This is a genomic window from Actinomadura oligospora ATCC 43269 (assembly GCF_000518265.1).
In the GTDB taxonomy this organism is placed as follows: Bacteria; Actinomycetota; Actinomycetes; order Streptosporangiales; family Streptosporangiaceae; genus Spirillospora; species Spirillospora oligospora.
Genome location: NZ_JADG01000012.1, coordinates 267,250 through 282,394 on the forward strand (window position 1 = coordinate 267,250; position 15,145 = coordinate 282,394).

18 protein-coding genes are annotated in these 15,145 nt (G+C 71.7%); 14 read left to right on the forward strand and 4 right to left on the reverse strand.

The features are described from left to right. Positions 1-49 precede the first annotated feature (49 nt). Positions 50-421 (reverse strand): hypothetical protein, encoded by a 372-nt coding sequence (locus tag P696_RS0121410; RefSeq protein ID WP_026413937.1) that lies wholly within the window; start codon positions 419-421, stop codon positions 50-52. A gap of 95 nt (positions 422-516) precedes the next feature. Here P696_RS0121410 and P696_RS0121415 point away from each other — a divergent pair, with 95 nt between their 5' ends. From P696_RS0121415 to P696_RS56120, 4 genes are all read left to right on the forward strand, one after another. After that, the gene (locus tag P696_RS0121415) at positions 517-1,293 is read left to right on the forward strand and encodes a class I SAM-dependent methyltransferase (protein WP_026413938.1); all 777 of its coding nucleotides are present in this window, start codon (positions 517-519) and stop codon (positions 1,291-1,293) included. 52 nt (positions 1,294-1,345) lie between these two features. Further along, on the forward strand, positions 1,346-1,993 hold the full coding sequence (locus tag P696_RS52740; RefSeq protein WP_051467956.1) for a hypothetical protein: 648 nt from the start codon (positions 1,346-1,348) through the stop codon (positions 1,991-1,993). Between the two features lie 99 nt (positions 1,994-2,092). Then, positions 2,093-2,638: a hypothetical protein gene (locus P696_RS0121425; RefSeq protein ID WP_026413939.1), complete on the forward strand. Its 546-nt coding sequence runs from the start codon at positions 2,093-2,095 to the stop codon at positions 2,636-2,638. Then, complete coding sequence (locus P696_RS56120; RefSeq protein ID WP_051467957.1) at positions 2,632-3,339, forward strand: hypothetical protein; 708 nt, start codon at positions 2,632-2,634, stop codon at positions 3,337-3,339. The genes P696_RS0121425 and P696_RS56120 overlap by 7 nt, the downstream gene beginning before the upstream one ends. 15 nt (positions 3,340-3,354) lie before the next feature. On the opposite strand, the gene P696_RS47110 is transcribed toward P696_RS56120, so the two are convergent. Beyond that, the gene (locus P696_RS47110) at positions 3,355-4,569 is read right to left on the reverse strand and encodes an FAD-dependent monooxygenase (protein WP_051467990.1); all 1,215 of its coding nucleotides are present in this window, start codon (positions 4,567-4,569) and stop codon (positions 3,355-3,357) included. A gap of 130 nt (positions 4,570-4,699) precedes the next feature. Between P696_RS47110 and P696_RS47115 the strand changes: the two genes are divergently transcribed. The 6 genes from P696_RS47115 to P696_RS0121465 all read left to right on the forward strand — a co-directional run bounded on the left by P696_RS47115 (position 4,700) and on the right by P696_RS0121465 (position 10,631). After that, positions 4,700-5,413, forward strand: a complete 714-nt coding sequence (locus tag P696_RS47115) for a TetR/AcrR family transcriptional regulator (protein ID WP_051467958.1) — start codon at positions 4,700-4,702, stop codon at positions 5,411-5,413. Positions 5,414-5,556: 143 nt separating this feature from the next. Further along, positions 5,557-6,621 carry a trypsin-like serine peptidase gene (locus P696_RS0121445; protein ID WP_157429830.1) on the forward strand — a complete coding sequence of 355 codons (1,065 nt, stop codon included), beginning with the start codon at positions 5,557-5,559 and terminating at the stop codon, positions 6,619-6,621. A 186-nt stretch (positions 6,622-6,807) separates the two neighbouring features. Then, a complete protein-coding gene (locus P696_RS47120) occupies positions 6,808-8,310 on the forward strand; it encodes an alpha/beta hydrolase (RefSeq protein WP_034486083.1) in 1,503 nt (500 codons plus the stop codon). A 153-nt stretch (positions 8,311-8,463) separates the two neighbouring features. Further along, entirely contained in the window at positions 8,464-9,009 is a 546-nt protein-coding gene (locus P696_RS0121455) for a riboflavin biosynthesis intermediates N-glycosidase (RefSeq protein ID WP_026413941.1), read from the forward strand. Positions 9,010-9,090: 81 nt separating this feature from the next. Then, on the forward strand, positions 9,091-10,302 hold the full coding sequence (locus tag P696_RS47125) for an alpha/beta hydrolase family protein (protein WP_051467960.1): 1,212 nt from the start codon (positions 9,091-9,093) through the stop codon (positions 10,300-10,302). Beyond that, entirely contained in the window at positions 10,299-10,631 is a 333-nt protein-coding gene (locus tag P696_RS0121465) for a YnfA family protein (protein ID WP_026413942.1), read from the forward strand. The genes P696_RS47125 and P696_RS0121465 overlap by 4 nt, the downstream gene beginning before the upstream one ends. 102 nt (positions 10,632-10,733) lie before the next feature. Here the strand turns inward: P696_RS0121465 and P696_RS0121470 are convergent, their stop codons facing one another. Further along, positions 10,734-11,303 carry a hypothetical protein gene (locus P696_RS0121470; protein ID WP_157429831.1) on the reverse strand — a complete coding sequence of 190 codons (570 nt, stop codon included), beginning with the start codon at positions 11,301-11,303 and terminating at the stop codon, positions 10,734-10,736. Positions 11,304-11,486: 183 nt separating this feature from the next. Then, positions 11,487-11,774, reverse strand: coding sequence for an antibiotic biosynthesis monooxygenase family protein (locus P696_RS0121475; RefSeq protein ID WP_026413944.1), 288 nt, complete (start codon positions 11,772-11,774; stop codon positions 11,487-11,489). Positions 11,775-11,872: 98 nt separating this feature from the next. Here P696_RS0121475 and P696_RS0121480 point away from each other — a divergent pair, with 98 nt between their 5' ends. The 4 genes from P696_RS0121480 to P696_RS0121495 all read left to right on the forward strand — a co-directional run bounded on the left by P696_RS0121480 (position 11,873) and on the right by P696_RS0121495 (position 15,091). Then, entirely contained in the window at positions 11,873-12,433 is a 561-nt protein-coding gene (locus tag P696_RS0121480; RefSeq protein WP_211245819.1) for a TetR/AcrR family transcriptional regulator, read from the forward strand. Positions 12,434-12,530: 97 nt separating this feature from the next. Further along, positions 12,531-13,475 (forward strand): prolyl aminopeptidase, encoded by a 945-nt coding sequence (gene pip, locus P696_RS0121485; RefSeq protein ID WP_026413946.1) that lies wholly within the window; start codon positions 12,531-12,533, stop codon positions 13,473-13,475. Positions 13,476-13,638: 163 nt separating this feature from the next. Continuing rightward, entirely contained in the window at positions 13,639-14,265 is a 627-nt protein-coding gene (locus P696_RS0121490; RefSeq protein WP_026413947.1) for a hypothetical protein, read from the forward strand. 403 nt (positions 14,266-14,668) lie between these two features. After that, positions 14,669-15,091 carry a hypothetical protein gene (locus tag P696_RS0121495; protein ID WP_157429832.1) on the forward strand — a complete coding sequence of 141 codons (423 nt, stop codon included), beginning with the start codon at positions 14,669-14,671 and terminating at the stop codon, positions 15,089-15,091. Positions 15,092-15,145: the final 54 nt, after the last annotated feature.

The window sequence follows — 15,145 nt, forward strand, 5'->3', positions numbered from 1 at the left end:
CTCGAAGAAGAAATTCGAAGCCGATTCTAGAACGCGGCTCTGGACGGGGTCAGGACGAGGCCGAGGGGAACAGGCGCTCGACGACGTCCCGCCGCCAGTCGGCCACGCTCAGCGACACGCCCGGCGGCGGGTGCGGGGCGAGGAAGTCGCCGTCCGGCACCAGGTTGATCACCACGCTCCCCTCCCCGCCGTCCTCCGAGCCGAGGTCGAAGGTGGCCGGATGGCCCGGCCCGGCGGCGGCGATCCGCCGCGCCAGCTCCCCCAGCACCTGGGACCAGCCGGACCCGAGGTACCAGGCCAGCCCGGTCACCCGCAGTTCCGTCAGCCCGCGCGCCGCCAGGCCCGCCGTGCGCAGTTCCAGTCCGCCCGGCCGCTCGGCCCCGACGATCCGGACCTCTCCCCGTGTCCGCTGCTGCTCCACCGATCCGTCCCTTCTCGCTCGCTCGACGTCACGATATGGCGGCGCGGGCGGGGTCGTGCGCTCGGGCGGAGTGGCAAGTCCGATAAATTGCGACAGTGAACTGGTCCGTGTCGACGTACGACTCAGCCTTCGGGTACGTCTCCGCGCACGGTGCCCCGCTGGTCGACCTGCTCGACCCGCAACCCGGCGAGAAGATCATCGACCTGGGCTGCGGGACCGGCACGTTCAGCGCGGACATCGCCGAGCGGGGCGCCGAGGTGCTGGGCATCGACGGCGCGCCGGAGATGGTCGCGCGGGCGTCCGCGCTGAACCCGGGCCTGTCGTTCACGATCGGCGACGCGCACGACTTCACCACCAGCGAGCCGTTCGACGCGGTCGCCTCCAACGCCGCCCTGCACTGGATGACCCGCGACCCGGACGCCGTGATCGCCCGCGTGCACGCGGCCCTGCGTCCCGGCGGACGGTTCGTCGGCGAGCTCGGCGGCGCCGGGAACTGCGCCGAGCTGATCGCCGCGATGCAGACCGCGTGGCGCGTGTTCGGCCTCGGCGAGCCCGAACTGCCCTGGTACTTCCCGACGCCCGCCGAGTACGCGGCGCGGCTGGAGGACGGCGGGTTCACGATCCGGCTGCTGGAGCACGCGGACCGTCCGTCCCGGATGACCGAGTGCCCGGACGGCGCGGCCGACTGGATCCGCATCTACGCCCCGAGCGCCCTCCTGGACGTCCCGCCCGAGCTGGTCGAACAGCTGCTGGCGCGCGTGAACGAGCTGGCCGCCCCCGCGCTGCGCCGCGAGTCGGGCTGGGTCGCCGACTACGTCCGGCTGCGGTTCGCGGCGGTCCGGAAGCCCGACGGCTCCACCCCGCTCCCCTAGTCGCGACGGCCGGTCGCTTGGCGTCGGGCCTGGATCGCTTAGGCTCCGAAGCATGCTGCGCCTGCACGACCCTCGCACCGGACGGCTCGAAGGTCTGCCCAGGGCGGAGGTCCTGCGCGTCCATCTCCTGGACGGCACCGACGTCCGGGCCCTCGTCGTCGCCGACCTCCTCCGCCGTGTCGCCGAACGCGGCCGACGAAGCGTCCTGCTATCGGGCGCGCACGAGGACGCCTCGGACTACGGCGTCGCTCCCCTCTACCCGGAAGCCCCGGACAGGGCCGACATCTATGTCTCCCCGCGCGCGCACGAGGCGAACGAGCTGACTCTTGTCGTGCCGCCCGCGTCCGGGGCGTCCGACGTCGATCCGCTGGCTCTGCGGCTGGCGTTCCTGGCGGTGCCCTACCGCGAGCCGCTGGCCCTGGAGACCGAGACCGCCGACGCCGCCGCGTCCCGCCTGCGGGCGTGGCGCGCGGACGTGGCGGGCTGGGCGAGCGCGCCGGGCCGTCCGATGCACCGCCCGTCGGTCACCGAGGCGGAGACGGCCCTCGCGGACGACCTGGACACGCCCGCCGCGCTGGACGTCCTCGACCGGGTCGCGTCGGACGAGTCGATCGCGCCGGGCGCGAAGCTGGAGACCTTCATCCACCTGGACCTCCTGCTCGGCCTCAACGTCGTCGCCGACATCGGCCGAACCGCCTGATCCCACCGCGACAGGGGCCCTTCGGGACGTTCTCCGGAGCTCCGACGCCCCGCCCGATCATGCCGTTAACCTGCGAGCCCGACACCTGAGGAGGGCTCGATGAGGGGGCTGGGCTCGACGAGAGGCGGGGTCACCGGCGCGCTCGCGCTGTGCCTGTGCGCCACCGCCTGCACCGACGCGCCGAGGATCGTGGACGGGACGCTCAACCCGTCCGGCGTGTTCCAGAGCGGGGTCGCCGCCGCCCCGGTCGCGGCGGCCCGGACGGACGTCCTGCTCCGCTACCGCCGCTTCCACCAGGTCGTCGAGCGGGCGCTGGCGACGGGCGACGCGTCCCAGATCCCGGACGTCGCGACCGGCGCGGAGGCCGCCCGCCTCCGGGACGAGATCGCCGCGGACCAGCGCGCCGGGATCGTCCGCCGGGGGCATGCCGTCCCGCATCCACACCTGGCGTCCGTCCGGCCGGACGAGGCGCAGATCGTCGACTGCCTGGTCGCGGCGGGCCCGTTCACGTTCCGCCGCGACACCGGGTCGCGCGTGGGCGGCGAGTCCGCTCCCCGCCGTTCCCTGCTGTACGCCACCCTCAGCCACGCGGGCGGCTCCTGGAAGGTCACGGCCCTCGCGACGCCCAAGGACTCCCGGTGCTGACCGCGTCCCTGCTGACCTGGACGCTGGTGACCGGCGGCTGCGCCCGGTCGGCGGGCTGGGTCTGCACGATCGGCGCGTCCACGGTCGACGGGTCCACGGCCCACGCAGGCTCTCCGGCCCACGCGGGCGGCGGTCCGGGGCACGCTCGCGGTTCGGCCTCTCCGCCGCGGCTTGAGATCACGCCGATGTGCCGGGTGACCGGCGGCGCGGACCACTGCATCACGCTTCCCGACGAACCGGCGAGGACGCCGACCGCGGACGTGGTGGCGATGGCGTGGGCCTCGTTCTCGCTCCCGCGGCCGGTGCCGCACACCAGCCCGTCCGGCCGTTCGTGGGTGTCGCTGCCGACGTACCTGTGGGTCGACGCGTCCGGGTGGAGGCCGCAGAGGGCCCAGGCCACCGTGGACGGCCAGACCGTCACCATGACCGGCGCGCCGCAGCGCGTCGAGTGGTCGCTGGGCGACGCGACGGTCACCTGCGAGGGGCCTGGCACCCCGTACCGCCGGGGCGCTCCGCCGTCCAGCTGCGCCCATGAGTTCCGTCGTTCCGGCTCCCACACGGTGACCGCCACCGCCCTCTACGCGGTGAACTGGACCTGCGCGGGTTCCTGCGACTCCCGGGGCGGTTCCTACGGCACCTTCCCGGCCTCCGGATCGACCCGCCTGACCGTCCGGGAGATCCAGACCCTGACGGGCGACTGACCTCACCCTCCCAGGTCAGGCGGCCTCGGCGACGGGCTTCGGGGACGGCGTGACCTGGTTGCGGAGCCAGGACGCCGCCGCCACGGTCGGCCAGAGGCGGGACGCCAGGTTGCGCGTCGCGACGCCGGTGCGGGTCGCCGGGACCATGAGCGCACTGGCCATCGCGACGTTGTTCTGCCGCGGGTCGACCAGGACGCGGTGCCGGGTCTCGTAGCGCGCGAAGGCCGCGTGCGGGTCGTCCGGGGTGGCGGCGAGTTCCTCGGCGAGGGTGTGGGCGCCCGCCATGGCCAGCGTCGAACCGTCCCCGAAGAGCGAGACGGACGAGGCGGCGTCGCCGAGCAGCGCGACGCGTCCGTTGGCCCAGGAGTCCAGCCGGACCTGGCTGACCGAGTCGAACCACAGGTCGTCGGACGCGCGCGCCTGCTCCAGGAGCTCGGGGACGCGCCATCCGTCCCCGGCGTAGGCGTCGGCCAGGATCCGCTTGTGCTGCGCGAGGTCGCGGTGGTCGAAGCCCTCCACCTCCGCGTGGCGGAAGATGAACGCCGCCAGGCCGCGGCCGTGGACGGGATGGACGGACGCCATCCGGCCCGGCGCGTTGTGGATGACGACGTGGTCGGGGTCGTCGGACGGGCCGTCCAGCTGCATCGTCGCGACGTACAGGCCCATGTGGCGGACGAATTCGGACTCAGGGCCGAAGGCGATCCGGCGGGTCGTCGAGTGCAGGCCGTCCGCGCCGACGACCAGGTCGAAGCGGCGGGGCGCGGCGTGGGCGAACGTGACGTCGACACCGCCCTCGTCCTGGTGGAGCTCGGTGATGGTGTCGCCGAACAGGGTCTCGGCCGCGTCGCGGCTCGCGTCGTGGAGGATCGCCGCGAGGTCGCTGCGGGTCACCTCGACCTCGCGGCTCGCGGACGCCGTCCGCAGCGCCGCCATGTTCACCCGTCCGACCCGGCGTCCGGACCGGTTGACGAAGCTCATCCCGGTCACCTTCGTGGACGCCTCGCGCAGCCGTGGCATCACGCCCATCGCCTCGGCGACCCCGACCGCCGGTCCGCGCACGTCCACCGGGTTCCCGCTGGACCGCGGGCCCGTCGCGCGCTCGACGACGGTCGGCTCGAAACCCCGCCTGGCCAGCCAGTACGCCAGCGTCGTCCCCGCGATCCCGGCCCCGGAGATCAGGACCGTCCTCTTCCCGCCGCCGCCCTTGACGTTGCTGGTGCCGTTGCTCATCGTGCGCTCCCGCCGTCGTCGCCTCATCGCCTTGTGGCCGATGCCACCGACCATATGACTGAATTTGAAAATTCGTCAACAGACAGTCGCGAGTTGACCAGAACCGACATCTGGTCATACGGTGCGGCGCATGAGCGCGAACGGTGAGCGGCTCCGCGACCCGCGGCAGCGGGCGGAACGGGCCACGCGGATCCTCGACGTCGCGGGCGAGCTGCTGCTCCGGCACGGCTACCGGCGGGTGACGATCGACGACGTCGCCGCCGAGGCGGCCATCGGCAAGGGCACCGTCTACCTGCACTGGAAGACCCGCGAGCAGCTGTTCCGCGCGGTCTTCGCCCGCGAGGTCCTGTTCGCGATGGACGAGCTGCGCCAGGCCATCGAGGACGACGCGCGCACCTGCCTCCTGCACCGCTTCGCGTCCACGTACTACCTGGCCATCGCGGGCCGTCCGCTGCTCCGCCGGTTCCTGCTCGGCGACCCGGACCTGCTCGGCAAGCTGACCAGCTCCCCCGACGGCGACCGCGACGCCCGGCACGGCGAGGTCGCGCGGGGCTACTTCGCCCTCCTCACCGAGCACGGCATGCTGCGGGACGACCTGTCCGCCGCCGAGACCGGCCACGCCTACCAGGCGACGTTCGAGGGCTTCCTCCGCGCCGGGTCCACCCCCGCCGCGCCGTCCCCCGAGCAGCAGGCGGACCTTCTCGCCCGGACCGTCCAGCGCGCCTTCGAGAGCGACACCGGCGTCCCCGACGGCACCGCCGAGCAGGTCGCCGCCGCCATGATCGGCCTGCTCAGCGACCTCATCACCGCCGACCGGGACGCCTTCGGGATTCCCCGCCCCTGACCCCGCCGAGAGTCCGAATCACTCCACTTTCGCTGTATTTCATCGCACCTGTAGCGCTTGGCGTAGGTTGACGCACAGGCCCCAAGTCGCTTGTCTTGGGGCTTTCATCACGGCTGTTACCGATTCCCTCGACGGAAGGCCCGTTGGTGCGTCCCTCCCAGATCCGGCTCCTCCTCGCGGGCGGCGCCGCAGGCGTGCTCGCCCTCGGCGGCGGGGTGGCCTACGCCGCCATCGGCTCCTCCACCCACGACGCCGGGAAGGTCGCGGCGCGGACCCCGGCCGGACCGGACATCGTCTCCAAGGACTTCGGCTCCGGCATGTCCGCGCAGGCGTCCTTCGACCCGTCCAAGCTGAAGCTGAGCCCGATGCCCGAGCCCGCCCCGGCCGCTCAGTCCGGCGTCCAGGCGGACGCGGCGGACACGCGGTCGCTCAGCCTCGACGGCGCCCTGCCGGAGAACACGCCCGACGCGTTCAACGCCAAGGGAACGGTCAACGCCGCCAGCTCCAGCGCGAAGATCTGGACGCGGCACGGCAAGGCCCCCGCGCGCACCATCGGACGCCTCGTCGCCACCGACGACCGCGTGACGGGCCACTTCTGCACGGCGACGGTCATCACCTCGCACAACAAGTCCACCCTCTGGACGGCCGGGCACTGCGTCCACAAGGGCAGGGGCGGCACGAACGGCTTCTACCGGTACTACGCGTTCCAGCCCGACCTCAACGGGACCAAGAGCCTCGGCACCTGGTACCTGTCCACCCTCCGGGTCATGTCGCCCTGGGCCAACGGCGGAGACCAGCGGTACGACTTCGCCGCCTTCACCGTCCAGAAGCACGGCCGGACCGCGATCCAGTCGGTGACCGGCGCGCAGGGCGTGAGCTTCGGCTACAAGCACCGCAAGTACCCGTTCCGGACGTTCGGCTACCCGGGCGTCCTCCTGCCGTCCGGCAAGAAGCTGCACAGCCCGCCGAACCGGCTCTACTACTGCTCGGGGACCAGCTTCGCCTCCCGGTACCCGACCGGCGGGCTCGGCATCCTCTGCACCATGGGCAACGGCGCGAGCGGCGGCCCCTGGCTGTACGGGATGAAGAGCAACGGCGTCGGACGCGTCGCGGGCATCAACAGCACGCACATGACCGCGACGCGGCAGATGAACTCGCCGTACCTCGGATCCGCCGCGATCAAGCTCTACAAGGCCACCCAGGGCTGACCGTCCCGGGTGGCCCGGAGCGCCACCCAGGGCTGACGCTCGGGCAAGGAGGCCCTCGCCGTCCGGACGGTCGGCGGGGGCCTCGCGTTCCGGCATTCCGCGTTCGGAAAATGACCCAATCGTGATCTCTCCCGGAGATCATCTCCGTGTCCCCGCAGACCCCCCATCCTCAGGAGTCCCCTCACCGTGACCCGTTTGGGCCGCACGGCGGGATTCGCCGCGGCCGCCGCCCTGGTGGCGGCGGTGCCGCTGGTCTCCACGCCGGCGCAGGCCGCGTCCCCCGCCAAGATCACCTGGAAGCCGTGCGCGGACGACCGCTCCGCGCAGTGCGGCACCCTCTCCGTCCTCATCGACAGGGCCCACCCCAAGCTCGGCAGGATCAAGCTCGCCGTGGCACGGGCGAAGGCCACCGACCCCAGGCACCGGCTCGGAACGATCTTTGTGAACCCGGGCGGGCCGGGCGGGTCGGGCATCGACTTCGTGCTCGACCGCGCCGGGCTGTCCGGCCAGATCCGCAAGCAGTACGACATCGTCGGGTTCGACCCGCGCGGCGTCGGCGGGAGCCATCCCGTCAAGTGCGGGAAGCTCGGCAAGGCCCCCGCGCTGTACCCGAAGAACCAGTCCGAGTTCGGCAAGCTCACGGCCTACCAGCGCGCGCTGTACAAGGCGTGCCGCAAGAACACCGGCCCCATGTACGACCACATGGGCGCCACCGACTTCGCGCGGGACATGGACGCCGTCCGCGCGGCGCTCGGCGAGAAGAAGATCGGTTACTACGGCGTCTCGTACGGCACCTGGCTCGGGCAGCGGTACGCCGAGCTGTTCCCGGGCCGCGTCAGGTCCCTGGTCGTGGACGGCACGATGGACCACACCGTCGCGGGAGCGACGCGGTTCACCATGGACGAGTCCCGCGGCCTCGAAGCGGCCTACGGGCAGTTCGCGCGCTGGTGCCCGACCTCGAAGTACTGCGCCCTCCGCGGCAAGAACCCGTGGAAGGTGCTGGACGGGCTGATGAAGCGGGCCTCGGCGGGCACGCTGCACGACATCGACTCGTCCAGGATCAGGCTCACCCCGGCCGGGATCACGCAGATGGTCCGCCAGACCATGTACGACCCGATCGCGTGGAACGAGCTGAGCGAGGAGTTCGCCTACCTGTCCAAGCAGAAGGTCCGCAAGGTCTCCAGCGCGCGGGCCAAGGCGTCCCCGGACGGCCGGTTCGCCGGGATCATGTGCTCCGACTGGACGTTCCCGGTCCGCGACTTCACAGACCTCTCGGCCCTGTGGAAGGCGAACCGGAAGGCCGCCCCGCACCTCGGGACGAGCCCGCTCGGGTATGAGGCGGTCGTCGCGTGCCTGGGCCGTCCGCGCGGGGCCGACCGGCAGCGTCCGGCCCGGATCGCGCCTTCTGTGCCCGTCATGGTGATCGGTGGCGTCGGTGACCCGGCGACCGTCTATCCCTGGGCGCAGAGCGTGACCCGGCAGGTCCGGACCGCGTCCCTGCTGACCTACCAGGGCACGGGCCACGGCGTGTACGGGCTGAGCAAGTGCGTCCGCACGTCGGTGGACGCGTTCGTGCTGTCCGGGAAGCGTCCGGCCTCCGGTGCGCGCTGCCCGGCCGTCATGCCGGACTACAACGCGCAGAACCAGCGCCGCGTCCCGCGTGACTCGCGGGAGCCGCTGCGCTACTAGCCGCGCCACTTGCGGAAGCCGCCTCCAGGCGGGTCCCGGCGCTCCCTGAGCCCCCGGCCGGATCCTTCGGCCGGGGGCTCTCCTTGTCCATATGCGTCCATTTGCACCTATATCCGATTGCGCCCGTCACGCGGCATCCGCCAGGCTCGTGGGATGACCATGGAAGAGCTTCTCGAACTGGAGCTACGCGGCGAACTCCCGAAATTCGTGCTGTTCTGGGGCGGGACGCAGCCGAAGGGCTGCCTGAGCCAGTGGTACCCGTCGCCGTTCACCGTGGACGGCGTGGAGTACCCGACCGCCGAGCACTTCATGATGTGCGAGAAGGCGCGGCTCTTCGGCGACGAGGCGTCCGTCCGCGAGATCCTCGCGTCCCCGGACCCGGGCCGCGCCAAGGCGTTCGGACGGAAGGTCCGCGGGTTCGACGAGGACGCCTGGCTCGAGAACCGCTACGACATCGTCCGGCGCGGCAGCGTCGCCAAGTTCGCGGCCGACCCGGACCTGCGCGGCTACCTGATGTCCACGGGCGGGAAGGTGCTGGTCGAGGCCAGCCCGCAGGACCGCGTCTGGGGCATCGGCTACGACGAGTTCGCCCCGCAGGCGGTGCGCCCGTCCCAGTGGCGCGGCCTGAACCTGCTGGGCTTCGCCCTCATGGACGCCCGCGACGAACTCCGCCGCACCCAGCTCGACCGCCCCTCCTGATCTCGGGAGCGGAAGGAACGGCCACGGAGGAACGGTCGCGGAGGGACGCAGCATCGGACGGCCTCCGTTACCGTCAGGGGCGTGCCACTCCGAAGCGTCCTGACCGCCGCCAAGCCCGCCAAACCGGCCCGCCCCCGGCTCAGCCCGGGACGGCTCGTGGTGTCGGGGATGGCCGCCGTCCTGCTCCTGACGTTCGCGGCGTCGATCACGGTCGGCTGGTACTTCTCGGGCGTGGCCACCCAGGTCGAGCACGGGCGCGCCCACGACCTGCTGGTCCGTGCCGTCGGTGACGGGACGGTCACCCTCCCCCGGACGGACGAGACCGAACGGCCCGGCGTCTTCGCCCTGGAATGGACGTGGCACGGCACGCCCGGCCGGGCGATCCTCGGCGACGTGATCAAGAACGGCGAGAAGATCGCCGGGGTGGACACCGGGACGGTCGTCCGCAAGGTGGTGTCGGTCCAGTCCGGGAAGCTGGTGCCGAGGGTCGAGGCCGCGATCGACCACTGGGTCTACGCGGGCGACCCGAAGAAGGCGCTCGGCCTGGACTTCCAGGACGTCACCTATCCCTCGCAGCTGGGCGCGATGCCCGCGTGGCTGCTGCCCGGCCGGACGAAGAACTCCACGTGGGTGATCGCCGTCCACGGCCGCAACGCCGACCGCGCCGAGACGTTCCGGGTGATGAGGACCGTCCACGACAGCGGCATGCCGATGCTGTCGATCGCGTACCGGAACGACGAGCACGCCCCGTCCCCGCCGCACGGCCGGAACCTGCTCGGCTCGAAGGAGTGGAACGACGTCGCGTCCGCGATCGCCTACGCCCGCTCGCAGGGCGCGACCGGCGTCGTCCTGTACGGATGGTCGATGGGCGGGTCGATGGTGATGTCCGCGCTGCGGCACGCGCCGGACCCCTCGTTCGTCCACGGCGTCGTCCTGGACTCGCCCGTCCTGGACTGGAAGGCCACGCTCCGCAAGCAGGGCGCGTCGCGCGGCCTCCCGGGCGCCGAGACCGGCGTCGCGATGCGGATGCTGAACTGGCGTTACGACATCGACCTCGGCGCCCTGGACATGCGCCCGTTCGCGTCGAAGCTGAAGGCCCCGGTGCTGCTCTTCACGGCCGGGCAGGACGGCATGGTCGACAACGGCCCGTCCCTGGAGTTCGCGCGGAAGGCCCCCGCCGGGCTGGTCACGCACGTCTCCGAGGCGAACGCCGACCACACCGAGGCGTGGAACGTCGACTCGGCCGCGTACGAGCGCGCCCTGTCGGGCTTCCTCGGGAAGATCGCTTCGTGACCGTCCTGCGCTCCCTGGCGCTGTTCGCGCTGGCCGCGGTCGCCGAGATCGGCGGCGCGTGGCTGGTCTGGCAGGGCGTCCGCGAACACCGCGGCGTCGCCTGGATCGGCGCGGGCGTGATCGCGCTCGGCCTGTACGGCTTCGTCGCCACCCTCCAGCCGGACGCCCACTTCGGCCGCATCCTCGCCGCGTACGGTGGCGTCTTCGTGGCGGGCTCGCTCGCGTGGGGCATGCTCGTGGACGGCTTCCGCCCCGACCGCTACGACGTCCTCGGCGCTCTGGTCTGCCTGGCCGGGGTCGCCGTCATCATGTACGCCCCCCGCTCCTGAGCCTAGGCTCCCGGGCCTGGACGAGCGCGAGCGCCCTGCCCGGGTGCGCGGACAGGACGCTCGCCGGTCGACCTGTTACGGCCGCCTTCGTTCCTGGACGGATCAGCCGCCCACCCAGGTGCGGTAGCTGCCGTTGAAGGCGCCCATGACGTCGGCGTACGGACGGTAGTAGTGCCGGTTGCCCGTGTAGTAGAAGGTGTACTGGCTCTTGGCCAGCACGGACGCCCAGGTGCTGCCGTGCGTCAGCGAGCGCTGCCGCCAGCCCTTCATCCGCCAGGTCCGCTTGTTGTAGGTGTACGCGGAGCGGTTGACCCGCGCCGAGTTGACGTGCAGCCCGTCATAGCACCAGGTCAGGCGGGTCTTCACGTAGATGATCCAGCGTCCGTGCCTGGAGGTCTTGCGGCCCCGCGTCCGCTCGACGTAGCGGCAGGACGTGGCGTGGACCGTCCCGCCCGCCGCGTTGGTCATCTGCGGCAGGACGAGCTGCTGCCCCGAGCCGCGCGCCATCTTCTGCGCGGCGGCCCCGGTCACCGAGCCCCGCTGGACGGTCGTGGCCTCGACGCCGAACCCGTCCGTCCGGGTGGTCGCGCCTGCCGGGAGGGCCGTCCCGGCGACTCCGGCCACGAGGGCCCCGGACGTGATCGCCACTGCGGCGAACCTTCGCATCTGCATCTCTCCTCGCGTGGGGGGATGGGCGAGTCATGCAGACGATAACGTTCTTCTGATCGTCCGCGGCCGTGTCGATCCCCACACGAAGAGCGCCGAACCGGGCGGCCCGCCTCCGCGTCTAACGCCCCGCGCCGGAGATCGCCGTCCGAGCGGACGACCGCCGGACCCCGCCCCCGCCCCCGCCCGTCACCGCGACAGCAGGGTGTGGACCTGACGCGGCCTGACCTCGCGCTCGTCGAAGGCGACGGCCTCTCCCAGCTCCCCGGCCACGGCGGCGAACGCCCCCTGGAACGCCTCCGGGGACTCGAACTCGCCGGTCGTGACGACGGCGTCCCCTTCGGGGGTGACCCACGTCTCGGCGCGGACGAACCCCGGCTGCGACGCCAGCACCCCGCGAACCTGGCGTGTGCGCCCGACGAACTCCTCGACGTACTCGGGTGCGGGGTAGTGGAACGCGACGAAACCCAGCGACATGACGGTCCTCCTCCTGCGTTATACGATCACGTATAAGTGGAGGCTAGACCCGTTATACGGAAGCGTACAACGGGCCGGACGGTGAGGTGGGCCACACCATGGGAACGCTGCGCACACCGCGCGAGAAATGGGTCGAGCAGGGCCTGCGGACGCTGGCCGAGGGAGGTGTGGACGCCGTCCGGGTCGAGGCCCTGGCCAAGTCCCTCGGCGTGACCAAGGGCGGGTTCTACGGCTACTTCGCCGACCGCGACGCGCTGCTGACCGAGATGCTGGACGCCTGGGAGCGCGAGGCCACCGACGACACCCTCGCCCAGAGCGAGCGCGAGGCCAAGGACGTCAAGGACAGGGCCCAGCTCGCCGGAAAGCTCACCTTCTCCGAACGCCTGCGCCCCATCGACCTGGCGATCCGCGACTGGGCCCGCCGCGACCAGGCCGTCGCCGAGCGCCTCCGCCGCGTGGACAACACGCGCATGGACCTGCTGCGCGAAGTGATCGGCACCTTCTGCGTCGACCCCGACGAGATCGAGGCCCGCAGCCTCCTGGCCTTCTGTGTGGCCATCGCCAGCCCCTTCCTCACCGCCGACCACCCCGGCCGAACCCGCGCCGAGGTCCTGGCCCGCGCCGCCGACCTCCTCCTCGACCGTCCCCCCTCGGCGTAGGCCGCGTCGAGCGACCCGTCGAAGATCGGCACTCTGGACGCGTCACCAAGCGTTGTCCCTTCGAACCTCAGGTGGCCCGCAAACGTTAGGACGCGCGATGTATCCCCCCATCGAACCGCACACCCACGGCATGCTGCCGGTCGGCGACGGCCAGGAGCTCTACTGGGAGGAGTGCGGCAATCCGGACGGCAAGCCCGCGCTGTTCGTCCACGGCGGGCCGGGAGGCGGCGTGCTGCCGGGCATGCGCCGCTGGTTCGACCCCGACGCGTACCGGATCATCCTGTTCGACCAGCGCGGATGCGGGAAGAGCCGTCCGCACGCCGGTGACGTCCACGTCGACCTCGCGGCCAACACCACCGAGCACCTGATCGCCGACATGGAGCGGCTCCGCGCGCACCTCGGCGTCGAGCGGTGGCTGCTGTTCGGCGGATCCTGGGGCAGCACCCTCACGCTCGCCTACGCCCAGCGGCACCCGGATTCGGTCAGCGAAATCGTGCTACGCGGGGTGTGGCTGCCCGACCTGGAAGCCGACACCGCCTGGGCGACCGGCCCGCACGGCGCGGCCCGCCTCTTCCCCGAGGACTACGCGCGCCTCCGCGAATTCATCCCGCACGCCGAACGCGACGACCTCACGTCCGCCTACGGACGCCGGTTGAACGACCCCGACCCGTCCGTCCACGTCGCCGCCGCGCGCGCGTGGGGCGCATGGGAGATCGCCGCGAACACCCTCCTGCCCGTCCCGCCGCCTGAGCTGGACGACGCGACGTACATCGCGTTCGGGCGCATCCTGCAGCACTACTTCAGCCGCCAGTGCTTCCTGTCCAGGGACGAGCTTCTCGACGGCGTCGACAAGATCCGCCACATCCCGGCCGTCATCGTGAACGGCCGCTACGACATGAAGACCCCGCCCGACGGCGCGTTCGCCCTCCATCGCGCCTGGCCGGAGGCCGAGTACCACATCGTCGAGGACGCCGGTCACGGCGGATCCGAGCCCGGCACCGCCCAACTGCTCGTCCGCGCTACGGACCGCTTCCGCAAGTGACATATCGGGCGTGCCGTCCGGCCCCGGAACGGCACGCCCGACACGTCCGTCCGACCATCTCGGCGAAACCTTTCGGCAACGGAACTCTTCACTCGCAACATGCACCTCTGTAAGCTTTCGCGCGTACTCCGCCCCGTTGTCAGCAATGCGGCCAGGGATAGCGATGCACAGCCGGTCGGTACCTTCGTCCCCCACGGGGACCGGTCATGCCGTCCGTGAGCGAGCCGGACGGACAGCCCTCGCGGCCCTCCTGACCCTCACGTCCGCAGCCGCGTGCGGCGGATCCCACTCCAAGGGCGGCTTCGACCCGGACGGCAAGTTCGACAACGCGAGCAACGGCTCGCCGGGCCTCCCGCCGTCCCCCACCGGCCCCGGCCTGCCGAGCACCATGACGCCCAAGCAGGTGGACGAGGCCGTCATCCAGGCCTACCGCCGCTTCCAGCAGACCTACCAGCAGGTCTACACGAACAACGACCCGGCTCCCCTGACGCAGGTCGCCGCCGACCCCCTCCTCGCCAAGGTCACCAACGACGTCGAGGCCACGAAGGCCAAGGGCGAGATCTGGCGCTTCGTCAACATCTCCAACCCCCGCGTCTACGCCCGCTCCAAAGACGGCGCGAAGATCTTCGTCATCGACTGCATGCGCACCCTCGCCGGCTACCGCTTCTCCACCAAAACCGGCAAACGCCTGGGCGGACGAACCGGAAGCGCATACGTCTACCGGACGGGCCTCAAGTACGTCGACGGCGCCTGGAAGGTCTACGACAGCGTCCAGGACAAACAATGCTGACGCCGCACCGCGCCGCCCCCGCCGGGCGTTGGGCAGGGAAGGAACCCCCATGCCAGGACCAGCCAGACCGGCCCTCCGCACAGCAGGCTTGTGCGCCGCCGCACTGACAGCCGCCCTCCTTGTGCCCGCCCAGGCACTGGCCGACCCCTGTAACACGGGAAGCGGCGGCGGCTTCGGCTGCAACAACAACTCCCCCGGGGGCGGCGGTGGAGGCGGCGGCGGTGGCGGCACCGGCGGTGGTGGCGGAGGTGGCGGCGCCACAGGTGACATCCCGGTTGCTCCCGGAACCAACGGAAACCTGGGCCCCGGCGCGAACAACGGAGGCGGGGGCGGCGCTCCGCCCCCGGCCCACATCAACACCACGACTCTCGCTCAGCAGGCGGCGGCCGGAGCGCAGCTCCCTGTGCCAGTCGTCCACACAGCACCATCAGGAAAGACCTATGTCGGTGTCAAGACCGCCTTCTGGGTGGACGGGTTCGTCACCGTTCAGACAGCCCCGGTGACGGTTCCAGGGCAGACCGTGCAGGCGACCGCGACTCCGACCCAGGTCACCTGGCAGCTCGGAGATCCCACCACCCCCCAGATGATCTGCAACGACGCGGGCAGTAACAGCGGCACGACCTGCAGCCACACCTATCAGCGCTCCTCCACCGGCAACAGCGGCAGCGGTGCGTACCAAGTCACCGCGACGATCAGCTGGAACATCCACTGGACGTGTGTCGGAGCCGACTGCGACCAGCCCGGAGGGGACCTCCCGGCCATGACCATGACATCCGTACAAAATCCCCTGATCGTGGCCGAAATCCAGACCGGCAATCGCCAATGACTGGAGCGAGGAGCTTCGGGCGCAGTGGCGCAGCGACCGCTGCTTGCCTGACGG

Bases quoted from the DNA above. Each gene is read 5' to 3' on its own strand.
- P696_RS52740 (WP_051467956.1), top strand. From the start codon at position 1,346: ATGCTGCGCCTGCACGACCCTCGCACCGGACGGCTCGAAGGTCTGCCC.
- P696_RS0121425 (WP_026413939.1), top strand. From the start codon at position 2,093: ATGAGGGGGCTGGGCTCGACGAGAGGCGGGGTCACCGGCGCGCTCGCG.
- P696_RS47110 (WP_051467990.1), bottom strand. From the start codon at position 4,569: ATGAGCAACGGCACCAGCAACGTCAAGGGCGGCGGCGGGAAGAGGACG.
- P696_RS47115 (WP_051467958.1), top strand. From the start codon at position 4,700: ATGAGCGCGAACGGTGAGCGGCTCCGCGACCCGCGGCAGCGGGCGGAA.
- P696_RS0121455 (WP_026413941.1), top strand. From the start codon at position 8,464: ATGACCATGGAAGAGCTTCTCGAACTGGAGCTACGCGGCGAACTCCCG.
- P696_RS0121470 (WP_157429831.1), bottom strand. From the start codon at position 11,303: ATGCAGATGCGAAGGTTCGCCGCAGTGGCGATCACGTCCGGGGCCCTC.
- P696_RS0121475 (WP_026413944.1), bottom strand. From the start codon at position 11,774: ATGTCGCTGGGTTTCGTCGCGTTCCACTACCCCGCACCCGAGTACGTC.
- P696_RS0121480 (WP_211245819.1), top strand. From the start codon at position 11,873: ATGGGAACGCTGCGCACACCGCGCGAGAAATGGGTCGAGCAGGGCCTG.
- pip (WP_026413946.1), top strand. From the start codon at position 12,531: ATGTATCCCCCCATCGAACCGCACACCCACGGCATGCTGCCGGTCGGC.
- P696_RS0121490 (WP_026413947.1), top strand. From the start codon at position 13,639: ATGCACAGCCGGTCGGTACCTTCGTCCCCCACGGGGACCGGTCATGCC.